Here is a 19,491-nt window from a genome sequence, read left to right on the forward strand (position 1 = left end):
TTTGAATAAGGAAGTGTCAACATGTCATCAATTCGTAAATTTGAAAAACCGCTAGGAATGCGCGATACATTCCCAAAAATATTTGAAAAGCAAGAAGCCGTTCGCAGTAAGGGGCGCGAATTTCTACAGTTACGTGGCTATGAATTTTTAAAAACACCTACACTTGAATACTACGACACAGTCGGTAAAGCGTCGGCTATTGTCGAATCTTCATTATTCAAATTAGTCGATACACAAGGGAATACGCTTGTACTTCGTCCGGACATGACAACGCCGATTGCACGTGTTGCCTCATCAAAATTATTGAAGGAAAAAATTCCGTTGCGTCTGGCGTATTTTGAGAATGTTTTCCGTGCACAGGAGCATGAAGGAGGACGCCCAGCAGAATTTAGTCAAATGGGTATTGAAATTATCGGAGATTCTTCTGTGTATGCAGATGCGGAAGTGATTTTAACAGCGATTGATTTCTTAAAACAATTAAGCATTGAAGATTTCAAAATTACGATTGGAAACGCCGGTATTTTAGATGCCATTCTTCGTAAAAATGTTGAAACAGATGAGCAATTTGAAGAATTACATCAATTACTTGTGCAGAAAAACCTTGTAGGATTTGAAGAAGCAGTTGCGCGCTATCGTCTGCCACGTAGTGAAGAGGAAACGTTACTTGCTTTCTTAGAAGAAGCGACAGAGCTAAAAAGTATTCGCCAAATTTCAAAATACTTATCAGAAAAACAAGCTCTACTTTATATGGAACAGCTAGCATCGATTTTAGAAATCGCAGATGTTGCAAAATATATCGCATTCGATTTTACATTAGCAAGTCATATGAATTATTACACGGGGATGCTATTTGAAGTGTATGCAGCAGGGTCAGGTTTCTCACTAGGAAATGGTGGGCGCTATGATGGCTTATTAAGTGACTTTGGTAAAGATGTCGGTGCGATTGGGTTTGGAATGCGTATCGATTATTTAGTTGAAGTAATGCCGAAGCAGGAAATCGAAAAAGACGATGTACTTGTATTATTCGTCTCTACACAATTAAAAGAAGCATTAGAAACAGCAGAAACACTCCGTGCACAAGGAAAACGCACAACATTACAAGCAATTGAAGGCTTAGATGACTTAGCTACATTTGAAGAACAGTTTGGCGACGTCGTACGCATTGGTCAAGGAGGAACTTCACTATGAGTAATACAGCATTAACAATCGCGATGCCAAAGGGTCGTATTTTTGAAGAAGCATATGACATGTTAATCGAAGCGGGGTTCAACTTACCAGCGAACGTCGAAATGTCACGTAAACTGATGATTGAAATTCCAGAAGAAAATATTCGTTTTATTTTAGCGAAGCCAATGGACGTACCAACGTATGTAGAGCATGGCGTAGCGGATATTGGCATTGCTGGAAAAGATGTTCTGTTAGAGGAACGTCGCAATGTACATGAGTTATTAGATTTAAATATTTCAAAATGTCATGTGGCTTCAGCTGGTTTACCAAATACAGAGCTAAACGACATTGCACCACGTATCGCAACGAAATATCCAAATATCGCTTCAGATTATTACCGTGAAAAGGGCGAGCAGGTCGAAATTATTGGTTTAAATGGCTCAATTGAATTGGCGCCAATGATTGGTCTAGCAGATCGTATTGTCGATATTGTATCAACGGGTCAAACATTAAAAGAAAATGGCTTAGTAGAGTATGAATTTGTGGTCGATGTATCATCGCGTTTAATTGCAAACCAAGCGAGCTACCGCATGAAAAATGACCGAATCCAAGACCTTGTAAAACGTCTGAAAAAATGTGTGAGAGAAGGCTAAAACAATGAAAATTCAACAATTAACAGCAGACATTTCATTAAAACGTCAGTTAGAAGGTGGCAATGAAGAACAGCTTCGTACGGTGCGTGAAGTATTAGCCGATGTCAAAGCGAAGGGCGATGCAGCGGTAAAGGCATATAGTGAAAAATGGGACGGTGTAGCACTTGATGCGTTACGTGTAACTGCACAGGAAATCGACGAAGCCGTTGCTTCAATGGATCCTCAAATCATTGCCGATTTAACAGAAGCGGCAGCGAATATTCGTTATTATCACGAGCAACAAAAACGCGATGGCTATAAATTACCGCTAGCAGATGGATCATGGCTTGCACAGCGCATTACGGCGATTGCATCGGTTGGTTTATATGTGCCAGGTGGCTCTGCAGCGTACCCATCTTCTGTATTAATGAATGTGGTGCCCGCACAAGTAGCAGGCGTTGAACGCATTGTTATTGCAACGCCCTGTGATAAGGACGGCAAACTACCAGCAGCGGTACTTGCAGCAGCCTCTATTTTAGGCGTAACAGAAATTTATAAAATGGGCGGTGCACAAGCGATTGCGGCACTTGCATATGGGACGGAAACAATTGACGGTGTCGATAAAATTACAGGTCCAGGGAATATTTTCGTGGCACTCGCAAAACGTGAAGTATTCGGTGAAGTAGCGATTGATATGATTGCTGGTCCAAGCGAGATTGCGGTTATTGCGGATGAAACAGCACATGCTGATGAAGTGGCAGCTGATTTATTATCACAAGCAGAGCATGACCCAATGGCTTGTGCGGTACTTGTAACAACAAGTGATACGCTTGCGAAAGCAGTATCTGATGAAGTGGAAAAACAACTACAAACATTACCTCGTGAAGCGATTGCACGTAAAGCGATTGAAAATTATGGTGCGATTTATGTTGGTGAAACGATGACACAAGTAGTGGACGCGATTAATACATTAGCGCCAGAGCACTTAGAAATTGTCACGAAAAATCCAGAGGCTATTATGGAACAAGTGAAAAACGCGGGTGCAATTTTCTTAGGACGCTATAGCTCAGAGCCAGTAGGGGATTATTTTGCGGGGACCAACCACGTTTTACCAACGAACTCAACAGCACGTTTTGCATCAGGCTTAAATGTAGATGACTTTATTAAACGTACGAGCGTTGTATATTATTCAGAACAAACATGGCAAGAGAATGCGCCGAAAATTGCGCGACTTGCAAGACTTGAAGGCTTAGAAGCACATGCCCGCGCAGTAGAATCTCGCGGCTGGAATAAGGAGGACTAATGATGACACGTTCAGCAAAAATTGCACGTCAAACGAATGAAACACAAATTGAAATCGAATTAAACCTAGATGGTGAAGGGAAAGCTACGGTTGATACGGGTGTACCTTTCATGGACCATATGCTTGATTTATTCGTGAAGCATGGTTTATACGATGGTGTCATTAAAGCGAAGGGCGATACAGAAATCGATGACCACCATACTACGGAGGATTTAGGTATTGTGTTAGGTCAGGTTGTACGTCAAGCGCTTGGCGATAAAAAGGGTATTCGTCGCTATGGTCATGCATTCGTTCCGATGGACGATGCGCTTGCACAAGTATTCGTTGATTGCTCGGACCGTCCACATTTAGAATTCCGCGCAGAGCTACCACAAGCTAAGGTCGGCACATTTGATACAGAGCTTGTGCATGAATTCTTCTGGAAATTTGCGCTTGAAGCACGTATTAATTTACACATTATTGTTCCGTATGGTCACAATACACACCATATTATCGAGGCGATGTTTAAGGCGACAGCACGTGCACTAGATGATGCTGTTCAAATCGATCCACGCGTAAAAGGTGTACCATCAACAAAAGGCTTGCTAGGCTAGGGGGAAACTTGATGAAGATTGGGATTATCGATTATGGCATGGGCAATTTATTTAGTGTGGAGCAAGCGGTAAAACGTCTTGGTGCAGATGTAATTATTTCTGCGGATAAGGCAGAGCTATTAGCAGCAGATGCGTTAATTTTACCAGGAGTTGGCGCATTTCCGGATGCCATGACGCGTCTAGAGGAAACGAATCTAGTTTCTTTATTTGATGAAGTCGTCGCGACTAAAAAACCGCTATTAGGCATTTGCTTAGGAATGCAATTATTATTTGAGACAAGCGTAGAGAAAGGCGACAACAAAGGTCTTGGCTTGTTCAAAGGACGCATTGCCGAATTTAGCGGGAAAGATGCTGCAGGTGAAGCATATCGTGTACCGCATATGGGATGGAATAACTTACAATTTAAACGCTACCCAATATGGCTGTCAAAAGAAGCATTAGATAATGAGTATGTGTATTTCGTGCATTCATTTTATGCGACGGATTTAGAGGACGCAGATTTAGTCGCCTATGCAGACTACGGTGGTGAAATTGTACCGGGTATCGTTCAAAAAGGATCGATTACAGGGATGCAGTTCCACCCAGAAAAATCAGGTAGCTGCGGTGTGGCATTATTAACGGCTTGGCTAGAAGGCATTGAAAAGGGAGAGGCTTAACGATGACAACAATTCAAATTTATCCAGCAATCGATATGCGTGGCGGTAAATGCGTACGTTTATATAAAGGGGATTATGCGCAGGAAACAGTCTATGCGGATTCTCCGTTTGATATGGCAAAGCAGTTCAGTGATGCAGGTGCGACATATGTACATATGGTTGATTTAGATGGAGCGAAGGACGGCGAGCGCGTGCATGCAAATGACGTGATTCGCGTTGCAAAGGAGCTTCCTGTAAAGGTACAAATCGGTGGTGGTATTCGCTCAATTGAGGATGTACGCTTTTATTTAGAAAATGATGTAGACCGCGTGATCATTGGTTCATTGGCGATTCGTGAGCCAGAGCTTGTGGCAACATTTATCGAAGAATTTGGCGCAGATCGTATTGTCATTGGCCTAGATGCGAAAGACGGTATGGTCGCAACACATGGTTGGATTGAAACATCGGACCAAAAAGCGACGGATGTAGCGAAATATTTCGTGGAACGTGGCGCGAAGCATTTCATTTTCACAGATATTGCGACAGATGGCACATTACAAGGACCGAATATTGCCGCAAACAAAGAGCTTTCAGCTGCAACAGGCGCAGAAGTAATTGTCAGTGGTGGGATGAGCTCATTAGCGGATATTAAAGCGGTGAAAGAAGCGGCAACCGACTCAACAATCGGCGGCGTGATTATCGGGAAAGCTTTATACACAGGCCGATTTACGCTAGAAGAGGCCCTTGAGGGGGCGAAATAATGCTAACAAAACGGATTATTCCATGCCTTGATGTGAAGGAAGGACGCGTTGTAAAAGGCGTTCAATTCGTATCATTACGTGATGCAGGAGACCCTGTGGAGCTTGCAAAATTTTATAATGAGCAAGGCGCGGATGAGCTCGTGTTTTTAGATATTTCCGCAACGCATGAAGGACGCGAAACAATGGTTGATGTTGTTCGCGAAACGGCGTCTGCGTTATCGATTCCATTCACTGTTGGTGGTGGGATTCGTACGTTAGCAGATATGACGCGTATGCTGCGTGCGGGTGCTGATAAAGTATCGGTAAATTCGGCGGCACTACAAAATCCGCAATTAATTAAAGAAGGCTCGGATTATTTCGGCGCACAATGTATCGTCGTTGCTATCGATGCGAAATGGAGTGAGGAAGACGGCACATGGATGATTTATACCCATGGAGGTCGTAATAAATTCCCGAAAGAGGCCGTTGCGTGGGCGAAGGAAGCCGTCGCATTAGGTGCAGGGGAATTACTTGTGACAAGTATGGATAAAGACGGTGAAAAGACGGGCTTTGATAATGCATTACTAAAAGAAATTCGCGCAGCAGTGAATGTGCCAGTTATCGCAAGTGGCGGTGCAGGGAATGCGGAGCACTTTTATGAAACTTTAACGGAAGCAGATGCGGATGCGGCACTTGCAGCATCGATTTTCCACTACAAGGAAACATCGGTTGCTGAAGTGAAAAATTATTTGCGTAGTAAAGGGGTCGCTGTACGATGAGCTTAAAATTTGATGATAAAGGGTTAATTACAGCTGTTGTGCAACACGCGCAAACAAAGGAAGTATTAACTGTTGCTTATATGAATGAAGAATCGTATAACAAGACGCTTGAAACGGGGGAAACGTGGTTTTACTCACGTTCACGCCAGGAATTATGGCATAAGGGTGCAACGAGTGGCAATACGCAAAAGGTCGTTGCAATGCGCTCGGATTGTGATGAGGATGCACTTGTTGTTGAAGTTTTACCAGCAGGACCTGCTTGTCATACGGGCGCGGAGTCATGCTTTTATAATGTCATTCAAGAGAAGCCGGCTGAGACGGGCTCACTCGACATTTTAGAAACACTAAAACGTGTCATTGATACACGCGCAGCTGAAATGCCAGAGGGGGCATACACGACGTATCTTTTCAATGAAGGTGTCGATAAAATTTGTAAGAAGGTCGGCGAAGAAGCGACAGAATCGGTTATTGCCGCTAAAAATCGTGATGCAGAAGAATTAAAATGGGAAGTAGCGGATTTGATTTATCACTTGCTTGTTTTACTTAAAGAGCAAAATGTTGATTTATATGATGTCTTAGGTGTCCTAGAAAAACGTCATGATTCACATGAATAATGAAATGAAGAAGTTTGGCATAAGCTAAGCTTCTTTTTTTCTGGTGCAAACATTGCTATAATCGTAGGTATGCTATAATTAAAAGAATTAAAATACAGGGACGCGACGACGTTCCTTCATGCTTTTCGGAGGAAAATTTCTTGGAGAAAAATCATACAACGATGGAAACTAGTGCGAATAATGTTGTTTCGTTCATCCCAACAGGTGATTTTTATTATCATAAGGCGATGAAAGCACTGGAACAGAACCATTTTGACCAAGCAAAAAAATATTTAAAACGCGCATTAGAGTTAAGTCCTGATGATGCAAAAATTCTTGTTCAGATGGCTTATTTAAAAATGGAAGAAGAATCGTTTTTAGAGGCACTTGAACTGTTACGACATGCGAATAATGTGGAGCCAAATGACCCGGAGACGGTGCTTTTTTTAGCAGAGGTTTCGGCGAATATGGGGCTTGCAGAAGATGCAATTAATTTTGCAACGCATTATTTAGAAATTGAACCGGCTGGTGAATACCGCGAAGAGGCAGAAGAGATTATTGAGATTGTGACGGAGCTTTTAAAAGAAGAACCACTTGAGGATCGTCAGGGTTCTGCTGAGAAGAATTATGAGCAAGAGCGCGCACGCCATTTAATGGAGAAGGGCGACTTTGAACCAGCAATTGAAATCTTGGAAAACTTAATTGCGGAATATACAGATTTTTGGTCAGCCTATAATAATTTAGCGCTTGCGTATTTTTATAAGGGCGAGCATGAGCAGGCACGCGCACTGCTACATGAGGTGCTCATTGGCAATTACGGCAATATTCATGCACTTTGCAACTTAACGGTGATGTCTTATTATGAACAAAATGATGCCGATGAATTACATCTCTTAACAGAAACCTTGTTAAAGCTACAACCTTATTTTGTCGAGCATCGCTACAAATTAGGTGCGACACTGGCGTTGATTGGCCAATATGAGCAAGCGTACAAGTGGCTTCGTAGCTTGAAAAAGCTTGGCTATGTTGGGGATACGGGTTATTACTTCTGGTTATCTCATGCAGCCTATTTTTCAGGATGCGAAGAGGAATCTCATAAAGTATGGGATGAATTGATGCTAATTGACCCGTCAAAAGAAGGCTTAGAACCATGGGCAAATGTCGTGGAAGTGCCGGACAGTGACAATATTTTAAGCGACCGCGATTATTTGGTTGGGCGCTTAGAGCATGAAATTTTACAGGAGCGTTTACTTGGCTTATTCTTACTCGGTAAATCACCATTTAAGCAAGAGCTACTAGCGCATCCAACACTGATTAATATCGATAATTATTCGACCATTGAAAAGCTTTTATTAGCGTACGCTATGAACCACGATTTTTCAGAGGATGTGGCACTAGCAAACTTTTATCGTGCTGTAGAAGTACTTGAAAAATTATATGCGCAACATGAGCCGCTAACAATGGATACAACATTTTTACTACAGCTATGGCTTGTGCTTTTTGAAAAAGGATTGCACGAAGAATATGCGTTCAAAAATCCGCTAGCATTAGCTGCGGCGACAGAATACATGTTTTATGCTGTACGTGAAAAAGTTACGAAAAAAGAAATTGCCGAATGGTATGGTACTACAACGAAAACACTTACCAAATATGTAGATGAACTTATGCAATTCCTGCCGATTTTTGACTAGGCAGATTTGTTGTGAAAAAAGAAAAGATACTATACTATCTAGGGTATAGAGGAACTATTTAGGAGGAATTTGAAATGTCAGAAGAAAAAATTTATGATGTTGTCATTATCGGTGCAGGTCCTGCAGGTATGACAGCTGCTGTTTATACATCTCGTGCAAATCTTTCAACATTAATGATCGAGCGTGGGATTCCAGGCGGTCAAATGGCGAATACAGAGGAAGTTGAAAACTACCCAGGATTTGAAACAATCTTAGGTCCAGACCTTTCAACAAAAATGTTCGAGCACGCGAAAAAATTCGGTGCAGAATATGCATACGGTGACGTTTCTTCAATCACAGACGGCAAAGAATATAAAACAATCGTTGCTGGTCAAAAAGAATACAAAACACGCACAATTATTATCTCAACAGGTGCTGAGTACAAAAAAATGGGCGTGCCAGGCGAATCAGAACTTGGTGGCCGCGGCGTAAGTTACTGTGCTGTATGTGATGGCGCATTCTTCCGTAACAAAAACTTAATCGTTGTAGGTGGCGGTGACTCTGCAGTAGAAGAAGGAATTTACTTAACTCGCTTTGCTGACAAAGTAACAATCGTTCACCGTCGTGATAAATTACGCGCACAAAAAATCATCCAAGATCGTGCGTTTGCAAACGAAAAAATTGATTTTATTTGGAATAACACAGTAAAAGAAATCAATGAACAAGATGGTAAAGTAGGTAGCGTAACATTAACAAATACAGTGGATGGTACGGAATCAACTGTTGATGCAAATGGCGTATTCATCTACATTGGCATGAATCCATTAACAAAACCATTCGCAGAACTAGGCATCACAAACGAAGCTGGTTACATTCCAACTAACGAAAAAATGGAAACATCTGTAGCAGGTATTTACGCTGCTGGTGACGTACGCGAAAAAACACTTCGTCAAATCGTTACGGCAACAGGTGATGGTAGTATCGCTGCACAAGCTGCACAAGCATATATCGAAGAATTAATCGAAGAATTAGCCGTACAAAAGTAGGCTTTGCAATCGAATTGAAATAGTTGAAATAAAATTCAAATATGTGCGTAACAGCTCTGTTACACATATGAGTTATAGTAGTACATGTAATAACCCCTTTGAGTTTTAGAATATTGGTAAGCCCCTTCTCGACCGCACGCGAGAAGGGGTCTTTTTTTGTATTCAGGGCCTTTTTCGCGACATTTTATGCCACTAGCGCAATCCGAAAGATATACGTTTTTAGCTATCCATTGTATAATGAAGGATAGAACAATAGAGAAATGAGGTGTCGTGTTGTGCAACGAATTGCGAACTTATTAGTAAAGAAGGATGGAAAAGTTCTTCTATTAAAAAAACCACGACGCGGCTGGTATGTAGCACCAGGAGGCAAAATGGAAGATGGCGAATCAATTTTTGAGGCAGCCACACGTGAATATTTTGAAGAAACTGGTACGAAGGCCATTGATGCACATTTAAAAGGTGTTTTTACAATGGTTATCAAGCGCGGTGATGAGGTCATTAATGAGTGGATGCTTTATACATTTTTAGCAAATGACCTTGAAGGTACACCATACGGGGAAACACGTGAAGGCGTTTTAGAATGGCGCGACGTGAAGGACTTAGAAACATTGCCAATGAATGAAGGCGACCGAATTGATTTATTATTTGCTGTAAATGAGCCTGGTGTTCAATACGGTACATTCACATATACGGAAGAATATGAATTACTAAATAGCACAGTTCAGACGTCTGTCGAAAGGAATGGAAATTAACATGCCAAACCCACAATCGAACGAGTTAATTATTATTACAGGAATGTCAGGGGCGGGAAAATCGGTAGCAGTACGCAGCTTTGAGGACTTAGGTTTTTATTGCATCGACAATTTACCACCGACATTACTCCCTACTTTTGTCAATCTCATGAAAGAATCAACAAAAGGCATTACTCGAATGGTTGCGGTCATGGATTTACGTGGAGGCGATTTCTTCTCATCATTAATTGATGCGATTGATCAAATTGCGGATGAGGATATTGTGGAAACGAAAATTTTATTCTTGGATGCAGATGATGAGGTACTCGTACGTCGTTATAAAGAAACGCGTCGTTCACATCCATTGGCATCAACAGGACGTCCATTAGATGGCATTCGTCATGAGCGTGAATTATTAACAGAAGTAAAAGAACGCTCGCAGTACATCTACAATACATCAAGCATGAAACCAAAAGAATTGCGTGAGCGCATTATTACGGAGTTTTCAGCACAAATGTCGAAAAGCTTTAATGTAAATGTGATGTCATTTGGTTTTAAGCATGGGATGCCAATTGATGCGGATCTCGTATTTGATGTGCGCTTTTTACCGAACCCCTATTATATTGAAAAACTGCGTCCAATGACGGGGCTAGATGAGGAAGTATCCTCTTATGTATTAAAAATGGACGATACGCAAACGCTTATTAACAAGTTAACGGATCTATTTGAATTTATGCTACCGCGTTATCAAGAAGAAGGAAAAAGCCAATTAGTAATTGCGTTTGGTTGCACGGGTGGTCAACATCGTTCTGTGACATTAGCGGAATATTTTGGGCACCTTCTTGAAAAAGAGTTACCAACGGTTATTACTCACCGAGATGTCGAGAAAAGAAAGGGCTAATGCTTATGGGAACTAACAAGCGAGCTGTCATTATCGGTGGCGGTACGGGTTTATCTACGTTAATTCGTGGATTAAAGCAGTATCCTCTTGATTTGACAGCGATTGTGACGGTAGCAGATGACGGCGGTAGCTCTGGTCGTCTGCGCGATGACTATGACATTCCACCACCAGGCGATGTGCGTAATGTCATTGCTGCAATGTCAGAGGTAGAACCACTTGTCGAAGAAATGTTTCAATATCGTTTTAAAGGAAAAGAAGCGCTAAAAGGCCACTCACTTGGTAATTTGATGCTGACGGCATTAACTGAGATTACCGGTGATTTTTCGCATGCCATTCGTGAATTAAGCCGTGTGTTAAATGTCCATGGTCGTGTCATTCCAGTAGTAAATGAAAGCATGACGCTATTAGCAGAGTTTACAGATGGCTCAATTATCGAAGGTGAATCGATTATTCCAAAACAACATAAAAAGATTAAACAAGTCTTTTTGAAGCAAGAAAACCTGCGCCCTCTACCAGATGCCATTGAAGCAATTGAAGAGGCGGATTTAATTATTGTGGGACCAGGTAGCTTATATACAAGTATTATTCCAAACTTCCTTGTGAAAGAAATCCGTGATGCTGTCATTGCAGCGAGTGGACGTAAAGTATATATTTGTAACCTGATGACGCAAGACGGAGAAACATCGTATTACACAGCTGCAGATCATGTGCAAGCGATTTATGATCATGTAGGGACAGCCTTTATTGAAACCATTTTATTAAATAATCATTCGGAAGTACCGGATGATATAGAAGAAAATTACAAAGAAGAACGTGCGGAACCCGTTGTTTTCGATATAGAGCGCTTAGAAGGACTGGGACTTGAAGTGATTCAAGCAGACATTGCGACCGTGAAAAACGGGACAGTCCGTCATAAAGCGATACGCGTGGCCGAGTGGCTATATAACTATACGAATGAAAAACGAGTGTAAAAACGAAAGGGGGAAATCGATATGTCATTTGCTTCAGAAATGAAAAAAGAGTTGACGCAAATTGAAGCGGACGACGCAAGTTGCAAGGCCGAGCTATCTGCGCTAATCCAGATGAATGGCTCATTATCCTTTGCAAATCGTCAACTGAGTTTAGATGTGCAAACGGAAAATGCAGCGATTGCTCGTCGCATGTATACCATTTTAAAGCGTTTATATGATTATCCAATCGAGCTATTGGTGCGTAAAAAAATGCGCTTGAAAAAAAATAATGTGTACATTTGCCGCGTGCGTGAAGGTGCGAAAGAGTTGCTTGAAAGCCTTGAAATTTTATCGGGTAATTTCCTCTTTAACCATGAAATATCACATGATTTAATCGATACATCAAATAAACGCCGCGCTTATTTACGAGGTGCATTTTTAGCAGGTGGCTCTGTCAATAATCCAGAAACATCTGCCTATCATTTAGAAATTTATTCATTATACCGCGAGCACGGTGAGGCACTAGCCGATTTAATGAATGTCTTTGACTTAAATGCGAAAACGATTGAGCGTAAAAAAGGCTTTGTGACGTATTTAAAGGAAGCGGAAAAAATTTCCGATTTTCTAAGCCTAGTGGGCTCGCATTCTGCTATGATGAAATTTGAAGATGTTCGTATTTTACGAGATATGCGTAATAGTGTAAATCGACTTGTAAACTGTGAAACAGCCAATTTAAATAAAACGATTGGTGCCTCACTACGTCAGGTCGAAAATATTAAATTCATCGATAATATGATTGGGATTGAACAATTACCTGATAAGCTTCGTGAAATTGCGCGTTTACGTGTCGAGCATCAAGAGGTAACATTGAAAGAACTTGGGGAAATGGTGTCTACGGGCACTGTTAGTAAATCAGGGGTTAATCATCGCCTGCGTAAAATTGATTCGATTGCCGATTCATTACGAGCAGGTCAAAAGGTAAATTTAAAATAGTCATAGGGGAGTGGAAGAAAGAAATGATCCAACAACAACTAACGGTTGAGCTAGAGGCAGGGTTACAGGCACGCCAAGCGGCAAGCTTTGTACAAGAGGCCAATAGCTTTATGAGTGATATTTTTATTGAAAAAGAAACCAAGCATATTAACGCTAAAAGCATCATGGGAGTGATGAGTTTAGCCATTTCATCAGGTGAAAGCATTACGCTCACAACTGATGGTGAAGATGAACAGCAGGCAATTGAGAAATTAAGTAAATTTTTAACGAGTAAATAAATAGATTAAAGTAGCGAAAACCGTACAATTTGTGCGGTTTTTTTGTTTTTTAAAAAAAGCTTCTTTTTGCCTATGAAAAATTCACAAAATAAACCTTCTTAAAATTTACATAATAAATTTCAATAATAAGGATGTATAGCGAATGGTTTAAATGATAAAAAAACATATTTGAAATTAGAAAAAAAGCATTTTTATATTAAGAAATACGGGATATTTTTACAGCAGTTAAAGGTACGACAGATGCGAATGGCCAAGTAACGTTTAAAGAAGCTGATAAAGATGTCATCAAAGTTGGTACGAATTTAACCGTTTCGAAAAACGGCTATGAAACAGCGACAACGATCGTTGGCAAAACAGCTGCAAAAGACTGTAGCACGATTATCACAATGCAAAAAACAGCATGTACGGATTTCACATTTACGGTGACGGATAAAGATGGGCAACCATTAAAAGATGTTGAAGTTAAAGTATATGGTGAAGATACTAAAATGACAGATGAAAACGGTACGGTAACATTTGAAGATGTAAGTATTACAGCAGATACAAAAATTGTTGTTACAAAAGATAGCTATACAACAATCGCCCAAGTTGTAGGCGAAACAGAAGAGTGTGAATTAGCGGTTTCAATGGAAGAAGCACCAAAAGTTTGCCCTACATTTGAAGTAGACGTTGCAAAATCTCCATATCTTGAAGGTGCGACAGTCATTGTTAAAGATGGCTCGGAAACACCATTAAAAGGTATTGTAGGGGGAAAAGGTATTGTTGAATTTGAAAACAATGCGGTCCCAACATTAGAACCAGGAACAATTGTTGAAATTTCACAAGAAGGTTATGAGAAACAAACAATTGTGATTAAAGAGGAAGCACCATGTAAATTAGAAGTAGAATTACCGGCAAAACCTGCTGCCTGTGATAAATTTGAAATCAAAGTGACCGATGAAACAGGTAAAGAAATTGCAGGAGCTAAAGTTACGACAACAAAATTATCTGCAACGACAGATGAAGCAGGTCTTGCGACATTAACAGATGCAGAGAAAAAAGATTATATTTCTGAAGGTGTCGTTGTAAAAGTGACAGCGGACGGTTATAAATCAACAACTTTAACATTAACAAAAGCAGATTTAGAAAACTGTGCGACAATCTTAACAGTGAAATTACAGCAAGATATTCAAGCATGTCCACACTTTACAGTTACAGTAAATGACGAAGATGGTGTTGTAGAAGGAGCAACCGTTTCAATCTATGGTACAGGCCTTACTGCAACGACAGATAGAAATGGTGTCGTGACATTTGAAAGTAATGCAATTACTGAAAATAGTCAAATTACGGTAACAAAAGAAGGCTATGGTGAAATGAAGGTTTCTGCGAATAAAGATTGTGAAGTGGCAGTAACGTTAGCGAAAGATAAACCAACAGACCCACCAAATCCGCCAGTAGTAACACCACCAATTACACCGCCGGTAGATCCAACACCGGAAAAATGTGAAAATCCAACGATTACAGTAACGCCTTCAACAGGTGATAAACCAGAAGCGGGTACAACAATAACTGTGACAACAGAAGATGGTAAAACAACGACTGGTAAAGTGACTGAAGATGGTAAAGTAACATTTGAACCAGGCAACGAGCCAACGCTTGAGCCGGGTAAAAAGGTAACGGTAACAGTAAATGGTTACGAAGAAACAACCGTACCATTACATGAAAAAGAGTGTAATACGATTATTACAATTACGCCGACAACACCAGAAAAATGTGAACATTTCACTGTAAATGTAATCGATGAAGATGGTGATATCATTAATACTGTAAAAGTAACAGTAGATGGTAAAACAGTGAAAACGACAAATGGTACGTACACATTTGATACACCACTAGTGCCAGGTACAGAAATTACATTTGTAAAATCAAATTATGAAACAGAAACAGCGATTGTACCAGAAGATGAATGTGACGTAACAATCACATTATTAGCGGATGATGCAACAGAAGAACCAACCGATCCAGAAGATCCAGATGTAGACCCTGAAGACCCGGATAATGGGGATGATGGTGTAGATGAGGATCCAAATGATGGCAACATGCCAGATGAAGGCCCGGATAGCGATGATAGCGACAATAACAATAACGGCAATCAAAATGGCGACACTGATGCTGATGATAATAACTCAGATAATCAAAATGGTAACAACAATAATGGCAATAACACGCCAGGAAACGGCAATAATGCGACAAATGACACTACTGGCAATAAAGCACCTTCAACAGGAAGTAGCCTACTACCTCAAACAGGGGAGCAGGTAGCGCTTTATAGCTTAGTAGGGATGCTGTTAATTGGCGCAGCGTTTATGTTATTTAAGCGTAATCGTCGTAAAGCATAAAAAGAGAGGAATCACCGCTTTGGTGGTTCCTTCTTTTTTTTGTTCTTTTTTACTATATCGAATTTCAAAAACGCTCTTTAGGTCGGAATTGTTCTTTTTCTAGATGCAATTTATGCGGTGGCGTAAGTTTTGAAAGTGTGAAGCGGGGTAATTAAATGATAGAATAAGTATAAATAAAACTTATACATTTGGATGGAGGATTTTTCATCATGGAATTAGATATTACGTACATTGCACATATCAAAACTGAAGGTCAAAAAGAACAAATCGTCGACTTAAAAATCCCTGAATTAATCGAGTTCCACATCGGTCGTGAAAACAAAGCTGTAGAACTTTTAGAAGAATTAGGTCACACAAACGTTAAACGTCCAGAAATTACTGATGGCGAAGAAATGAATAACTTAACAACAACTTCTACATTTGAAGGTAAAGAAGTAACAACAACTATTCACTACACTACAGCATTACGCGCTGGTAACGTTGGTAGTAAATCAGGCGACTTCTATTATGAATTAAAACAATTACACAATGTTGTAGAATAACCACTGTTTTGTGGTAGTAAGAAAAAGTCTAAACGAACGCTTTTAGGTCATTTCTTGTTGTTACAGAGAGTGCTGCCGAATGGCACACAAAAAGAGAGCTTCCGATTGGGAGCTCTCTTTTTTTATGGTTTCAGTTTATCGGTTTCGACTAGTAGTGGCTTATAGCTTTTGGCGCGTTTATAGGCGCTTTTTGTATTGACGCCATAAATATGAATACGCAGTCCGCTAGCACGGATTTTTTTTGCTGTAGCGGCATCAAGATTATTAATATGGGTTGTATAAATGGCATGTTTGTATTTTTTAAGCTTTTTAATATCACTTGCTACGCTTTTTTTAGGATTGCCGATAAATGAAATTGTGGCATTTGGATAATTTTTATTGAATTTCGCACGTGCTTTACTATCTGAGATGACGAAAAATGTTTTATTGTACATATTGGCCTTTTTGACAAGGGTCACGATGCCTTTGGCGTATTTTTGATCACCAAAATCGCCTTTCGAGCCATCAATATTGACGCCAACATTATATTTTTTGGCTGAAGCTAATACGTCCTTTAATGTTGGGATTTTTTCGGTTGTTAGCCTATTATTTTTATCTACAAGATGATATACACGAAGTTGTTTTAATTTTTGACTAGCGACAGAACCATATCCAGTAGTTGTACGGTCGATTGTTTTATCGTGCATTAATACATATTGATTGTCTGCTGTTTTACGCACATCGATTTCAATAAAGGCATAGCCAAGTTCTTTTGCGCCTTGTACACCAGCTAATGAATTTTCAGGTGCGACCACTTGTGCACCACGGTGAGCACTGAGTTTTGTATTCTTCCATTTTAGCCAGGAAGCTGTATTTGTATCAGCAGAAGCGACCATAGGTGAAACTAAGCTCATGCTCAGACAAATAGCTAAAATTCTTTTGAAATAGGTCAATTAAAATCCCTCCCTTAAGTATATGATTCTATCATACTGCATTTTTTTGGCAAATGAATACTAAAAAACATAAAAAAACACTAAACAACCAATGAGAAATGGTTGTTTAGTGTTAGGAATGAAAAACTATTTTGTTTCGTTACGTTCCATGATTTTATCAATGATACCGTATTCTAGCGCACGTTCAGCTGACATGTAGTTGTCACGATCTGTATCTTTTTCGATTACTTCGATCGGTTGACCAGTGCGTTCAGCTAAGATGCGGTTTAATTTTTCGCGTGTTTTTAAGATATGTTTTGCTGCGATTTCGATTTCAGTCGCTTGACCTTGAGCGCCACCTAGTGGTTGGTGAATCATGATTTCAGCGTTTGGTAATGCAAAACGTTTTCCTTTTGTACCAGCTGTTAATAGGAATGATCCCATTGAAGCAGCCATACCGATGCAGATTGTTTGTACATCTGGTTTGATGAACTGCATTGTATCGTAAATGGCCATACCAGCTGTTACAGAGCCACCTGGAGAGTTGATGTATAGGTAGATATCTTTTTCTGGATCTTCTGCTTCTAGGAATAGAAGTTGAGATACGATTGCGTTTGCTACGTTATCGTCGATTGCACTACCTAGCATGATGATGCGGTCTTTTAAAAGACGAGAGTAGATGTCATATGCGCGTTCGCCGCGGTTTGTTGTTTCGATGACTGTAGGAATTAAGTTCATAAGTATTTCCTCCTTATATGTCCATAAAATTGGCACTGTTTCGTTGCCTTGTAAACATATCATAACTTTTTTGGTCAATAAAGGTCAAATGAAATGAATCATTTAATAGAAAGTTGATAATACGCTCTTTACCTAGTATAATAGTAAGGTCGTCATATAGCTATGCCTCTGTAGTTTAATGGATAAAACATAAGATTCCGGTTCTTAGGCTGGGGGTTCGATTCCCTCCAGGGGCATCCATTTTTAAATACCTTTTGATAGGTCAATTGAAACATATAATTTCTAAAAAAACTGTGCATTTGTGCGGTTTTTTTATATTTTAGAGCATTTACAATGGAGCAAGTGATTTCATTGACATTTCATATATAAATTAACTACTATGTAGTAGAGTGCTTGTACGGACAACTAATAAAGTGATTGTAATTGAAAGGAGAACAAATATGAAAAAAATCTTAATGCGTTCTGGGATGTCCCCACTAAACAACTTTGACCCAGCACATATCGCTTCTACGAACTCTATTGGAGGGAATGTAGGGAACTTAGTTTATGCTTATGGGATTTACCGCACATTAACGACTGAGGATGTCATGATTGTGCCGGATTATTATCGATTAAATCCGAAAGATGCAGATATGATTAATGCAAATTATGACGGTTATATTATTCCGTTAGCGGATGCATTCCGTCCAGATTTCATCGGGCATTTAGAGCGTTATGCAGAGCTGATTAATAAATTAACAATTCCGGTTTATGTAATCGGTGTAGGGGCTCGTACGCCATTTGATGCACAAAAAGGTGCGAAATATGAATTTGACGATGCAACGAAAAAATTCGTAAAAGCTGTATTAAATAAATCAGCAATGATTGGGGTACGTGGTCAAATCACTTCAGACTACTTAACAGGACTTGGCTTCCAAGAAGGCGTAGACCATATGCCAATTGGCTGTCCGTCGATGTATAGTTTCGGTCGTGATTTGAAAATTCGAGATACGAACATTACAAAGGATTCGTTAGTGTCAATTAACAACTCACGTTTATCACCAGATAATGTATTAAACTTTATTGATCGTAGCCGTCATGAATTTGGCAACTACTACTATATTCCACAGTGGCTAAAAGAACTGAAAATGACCTACTTAGGTGGACCGGACCTACCTAGCCAAAATAAAGTGTATCCGGAATCTGTATTAGATGAATATTACACAGGAGATCATGTGCGCTACCCAGTAAATATTCCAACATGGATGGAGTTATTACAAGAAGTAGATTTAAGCTTTGGTGCACGTCTTCACGGGAATATTGCTGCAACGATTGCAGGGACACCAAGCATCATCTTGCCGAAAGATGGTCGTATGCGTGAATTAACGGACTATCACCAATTAAATAATTACTGGGGTCCAGATATTACAGAGGACACAAACATCTGGGATATTATCGAACAAAGTGACTTCCATAAACCAGAGAAAGTGGCGAATGAGAACTTTGACCGCTTTATTGGCTTCTTAAATAAAAATAACTTAGACCATGCGTATAAGGAAACAATGTATCCAAAAACGACACCTTTTGATGAGAAAATCAAAAATGTTGATATTCCAGGCGTTGTGACACCATATGTAACAGCACCAATTGATGAGCAAGTACGTCGTTGGCAAGCATTTAATGACGCAGAAAATGCACGTACAGAACGTCGTGTAAAACGTGAAATGGCTGCGAAGAAAAATGATGCAGCTAAAATTGCGGCGTACAAGCAGGAAATTGAGCGACTGAATAAAAAAGTAAAATTCCAAGAAAACACATTAAATCGTAAAGCGGTAAAAGCAACTTTAGGCTTAGCGGATAAAGTCGCAAAATTACGTGGTAATAAAAAATAATAAAAAAAGAGGTCGGGACGTAACTGTCCTGACCTCTTTT

Annotated in this window: 20 protein-coding genes and 1 tRNA gene; 19 read left to right on the plus strand and 2 right to left on the minus strand. The window is 40.0% G+C overall.

Annotation, left to right across the window (positions count from 1 at the left end; translation table 11 throughout):
• The first annotated feature begins 21 nt into the window (after window positions 1–21).
• The 17 genes from KTHG_RS17105 to KTHG_RS17185 all read left to right on the plus strand — a co-directional run bounded on the left by KTHG_RS17105 (window position 22) and on the right by KTHG_RS17185 (window position 15,931).
• Complete coding sequence (locus tag KTHG_RS17105) at window positions 22–1,188, plus strand: ATP phosphoribosyltransferase regulatory subunit (protein WP_139995493.1); 1,167 nt, start codon at window positions 22–24, stop codon at window positions 1,186–1,188.
• The gene (gene hisG, locus KTHG_RS17110; RefSeq protein WP_126991253.1) at window positions 1,185–1,820 is read left to right on the plus strand and encodes an ATP phosphoribosyltransferase; all 636 of its coding nucleotides are present in this window, start codon (window positions 1,185–1,187) and stop codon (window positions 1,818–1,820) included. The genes KTHG_RS17105 and hisG overlap by 4 nt, the downstream gene beginning before the upstream one ends.
• Before the next feature lie 4 nt (window positions 1,821–1,824).
• Window positions 1,825–3,102 (plus strand): histidinol dehydrogenase, encoded by a 1,278-nt coding sequence (gene hisD / locus KTHG_RS17115; protein WP_139995495.1) that lies wholly within the window; start codon window positions 1,825–1,827, stop codon window positions 3,100–3,102.
• Window positions 3,103–3,104: 2 nt separating this feature from the next.
• On the plus strand, window positions 3,105–3,695 hold the full coding sequence (gene hisB / locus KTHG_RS17120) for an imidazoleglycerol-phosphate dehydratase HisB (RefSeq protein WP_139995497.1): 591 nt from the start codon (window positions 3,105–3,107) through the stop codon (window positions 3,693–3,695).
• A gap of 11 nt (window positions 3,696–3,706) precedes the next feature.
• A complete protein-coding gene (gene hisH, locus KTHG_RS17125) occupies window positions 3,707–4,351 on the plus strand; it encodes an imidazole glycerol phosphate synthase subunit HisH (RefSeq protein WP_139995499.1) in 645 nt (214 codons plus the stop codon).
• A gap of 2 nt (window positions 4,352–4,353) precedes the next feature.
• Complete coding sequence (gene hisA / locus KTHG_RS17130; protein ID WP_139995501.1) at window positions 4,354–5,091, plus strand: 1-(5-phosphoribosyl)-5-[(5-phosphoribosylamino)methylideneamino]imidazole-4-carboxamide isomerase; 738 nt, start codon at window positions 4,354–4,356, stop codon at window positions 5,089–5,091.
• Window positions 5,091–5,849 (plus strand): imidazole glycerol phosphate synthase subunit HisF, encoded by a 759-nt coding sequence (hisF, locus tag KTHG_RS17135; RefSeq protein WP_139995503.1) that lies wholly within the window; start codon window positions 5,091–5,093, stop codon window positions 5,847–5,849. The genes hisA and hisF overlap by 1 nt, the downstream gene beginning before the upstream one ends.
• The gene (hisIE, locus tag KTHG_RS17140) at window positions 5,846–6,463 is read left to right on the plus strand and encodes a bifunctional phosphoribosyl-AMP cyclohydrolase/phosphoribosyl-ATP diphosphatase HisIE (protein WP_139995505.1); all 618 of its coding nucleotides are present in this window, start codon (window positions 5,846–5,848) and stop codon (window positions 6,461–6,463) included. Before hisF ends, hisIE begins: the two co-directional genes overlap by 4 nt.
• Before the next feature lie 140 nt (window positions 6,464–6,603).
• Window positions 6,604–8,133 (plus strand): tetratricopeptide repeat protein, encoded by a 1,530-nt coding sequence (locus KTHG_RS17145; protein WP_139995507.1) that lies wholly within the window; start codon window positions 6,604–6,606, stop codon window positions 8,131–8,133.
• A 74-nt stretch (window positions 8,134–8,207) separates the two neighbouring features.
• Window positions 8,208–9,158 carry a thioredoxin-disulfide reductase gene (gene trxB / locus KTHG_RS17150; RefSeq protein ID WP_126991261.1) on the plus strand — a complete coding sequence of 317 codons (951 nt, stop codon included), beginning with the start codon at window positions 8,208–8,210 and terminating at the stop codon, window positions 9,156–9,158.
• Between the two features lie 275 nt (window positions 9,159–9,433).
• Window positions 9,434–9,910 carry an NUDIX hydrolase gene (locus tag KTHG_RS17155; protein ID WP_126991262.1) on the plus strand — a complete coding sequence of 159 codons (477 nt, stop codon included), beginning with the start codon at window positions 9,434–9,436 and terminating at the stop codon, window positions 9,908–9,910.
• A 1-nt stretch (window position 9,911) separates the two neighbouring features.
• Window positions 9,912–10,790, plus strand: coding sequence for an RNase adapter RapZ (rapZ, locus tag KTHG_RS17160; RefSeq protein WP_126991263.1), 879 nt, complete (start codon window positions 9,912–9,914; stop codon window positions 10,788–10,790).
• 5 nt (window positions 10,791–10,795) lie between these two features.
• On the plus strand, window positions 10,796–11,761 hold the full coding sequence (locus KTHG_RS17165) for a gluconeogenesis factor YvcK family protein (RefSeq protein WP_126991264.1): 966 nt from the start codon (window positions 10,796–10,798) through the stop codon (window positions 11,759–11,761).
• A gap of 21 nt (window positions 11,762–11,782) precedes the next feature.
• Window positions 11,783–12,733 (plus strand): DNA-binding protein WhiA, encoded by a 951-nt coding sequence (gene whiA / locus KTHG_RS17170; RefSeq protein WP_139995509.1) that lies wholly within the window; start codon window positions 11,783–11,785, stop codon window positions 12,731–12,733.
• A gap of 23 nt (window positions 12,734–12,756) precedes the next feature.
• Window positions 12,757–13,011: an HPr family phosphocarrier protein gene (locus KTHG_RS17175; RefSeq protein ID WP_126991266.1), complete on the plus strand. Its 255-nt coding sequence runs from the start codon at window positions 12,757–12,759 to the stop codon at window positions 13,009–13,011.
• Between the two features lie 386 nt (window positions 13,012–13,397).
• Window positions 13,398–15,389 (plus strand): LPXTG cell wall anchor domain-containing protein, encoded by a 1,992-nt coding sequence (locus KTHG_RS17180; RefSeq protein ID WP_139995512.1) that lies wholly within the window; start codon window positions 13,398–13,400, stop codon window positions 15,387–15,389.
• A 209-nt stretch (window positions 15,390–15,598) separates the two neighbouring features.
• Window positions 15,599–15,931: a hypothetical protein gene (locus KTHG_RS17185; RefSeq protein ID WP_126991269.1), complete on the plus strand. Its 333-nt coding sequence runs from the start codon at window positions 15,599–15,601 to the stop codon at window positions 15,929–15,931.
• A 122-nt stretch (window positions 15,932–16,053) separates the two neighbouring features.
• Here KTHG_RS17185 and KTHG_RS17190 read toward each other — a convergent pair whose 3' ends face one another.
• Both KTHG_RS17190 and clpP read right to left on the minus strand, forming a co-directional pair.
• Complete coding sequence (locus KTHG_RS17190) at window positions 16,054–16,863, minus strand: glycerophosphodiester phosphodiesterase family protein (protein WP_126991270.1); 810 nt, start codon at window positions 16,861–16,863, stop codon at window positions 16,054–16,056.
• A 126-nt stretch (window positions 16,864–16,989) separates the two neighbouring features.
• A complete protein-coding gene (gene clpP, locus KTHG_RS17195) occupies window positions 16,990–17,580 on the minus strand; it encodes an ATP-dependent Clp endopeptidase proteolytic subunit ClpP (protein WP_126991271.1) in 591 nt (196 codons plus the stop codon).
• Between the two features lie 164 nt (window positions 17,581–17,744).
• Between clpP and KTHG_RS17200 the strand changes: the two genes are divergently transcribed.
• Window positions 17,745–17,816: transfer RNA gene (locus KTHG_RS17200), tRNA-Arg, on the plus strand.
• Window positions 17,817–18,020: 204 nt separating this feature from the next.
• A complete protein-coding gene (locus KTHG_RS17205; protein WP_126991272.1) occupies window positions 18,021–19,451 on the plus strand; it encodes a polysaccharide pyruvyl transferase family protein in 1,431 nt (476 codons plus the stop codon).
• Window positions 19,452–19,491: the final 40 nt, after the last annotated feature.

Source organism: Kurthia sp. Dielmo (genome assembly GCF_000307285.2).
Taxonomy (GTDB): Bacteria; Bacillota; Bacilli; order Bacillales_A; family Planococcaceae; genus Kurthia; species Kurthia populi.

Coding starts and splice junctions, on each gene's coding strand:
- hisF (WP_139995503.1), top strand. CDS start 5,091: ATGCTAACAAAACGGATTATTCCATGCCTTGATGTGAAGGAAGGACGC.
- rapZ (WP_126991263.1), top strand. CDS start 9,912: ATGCCAAACCCACAATCGAACGAGTTAATTATTATTACAGGAATGTCA.
- KTHG_RS17175 (WP_126991266.1), top strand. CDS start 12,757: ATGATCCAACAACAACTAACGGTTGAGCTAGAGGCAGGGTTACAGGCA.
- hisIE (WP_139995505.1), top strand. CDS start 5,846: ATGAGCTTAAAATTTGATGATAAAGGGTTAATTACAGCTGTTGTGCAA.
- hisB (WP_139995497.1), top strand. CDS start 3,105: ATGACACGTTCAGCAAAAATTGCACGTCAAACGAATGAAACACAAATT.
- hisD (WP_139995495.1), top strand. CDS start 1,825: ATGAAAATTCAACAATTAACAGCAGACATTTCATTAAAACGTCAGTTA.
- hisG (WP_126991253.1), top strand. CDS start 1,185: ATGAGTAATACAGCATTAACAATCGCGATGCCAAAGGGTCGTATTTTT.
- whiA (WP_139995509.1), top strand. CDS start 11,783: ATGTCATTTGCTTCAGAAATGAAAAAAGAGTTGACGCAAATTGAAGCG.
- hisA (WP_139995501.1), top strand. CDS start 4,354: ATGACAACAATTCAAATTTATCCAGCAATCGATATGCGTGGCGGTAAA.
- hisH (WP_139995499.1), top strand. CDS start 3,707: ATGAAGATTGGGATTATCGATTATGGCATGGGCAATTTATTTAGTGTG.
- KTHG_RS17180 (WP_139995512.1), top strand. CDS start 13,398: ATGCAAAAAACAGCATGTACGGATTTCACATTTACGGTGACGGATAAA.
- trxB (WP_126991261.1), top strand. CDS start 8,208: ATGTCAGAAGAAAAAATTTATGATGTTGTCATTATCGGTGCAGGTCCT.
- KTHG_RS17205 (WP_126991272.1), top strand. CDS start 18,021: ATGAAAAAAATCTTAATGCGTTCTGGGATGTCCCCACTAAACAACTTT.
- clpP (WP_126991271.1), bottom strand. CDS start 17,580: ATGAACTTAATTCCTACAGTCATCGAAACAACAAACCGCGGCGAACGC.
- KTHG_RS17185 (WP_126991269.1), top strand. CDS start 15,599: ATGGAATTAGATATTACGTACATTGCACATATCAAAACTGAAGGTCAA.
- KTHG_RS17105 (WP_139995493.1), top strand. CDS start 22: ATGTCATCAATTCGTAAATTTGAAAAACCGCTAGGAATGCGCGATACA.
- KTHG_RS17165 (WP_126991264.1), top strand. CDS start 10,796: ATGGGAACTAACAAGCGAGCTGTCATTATCGGTGGCGGTACGGGTTTA.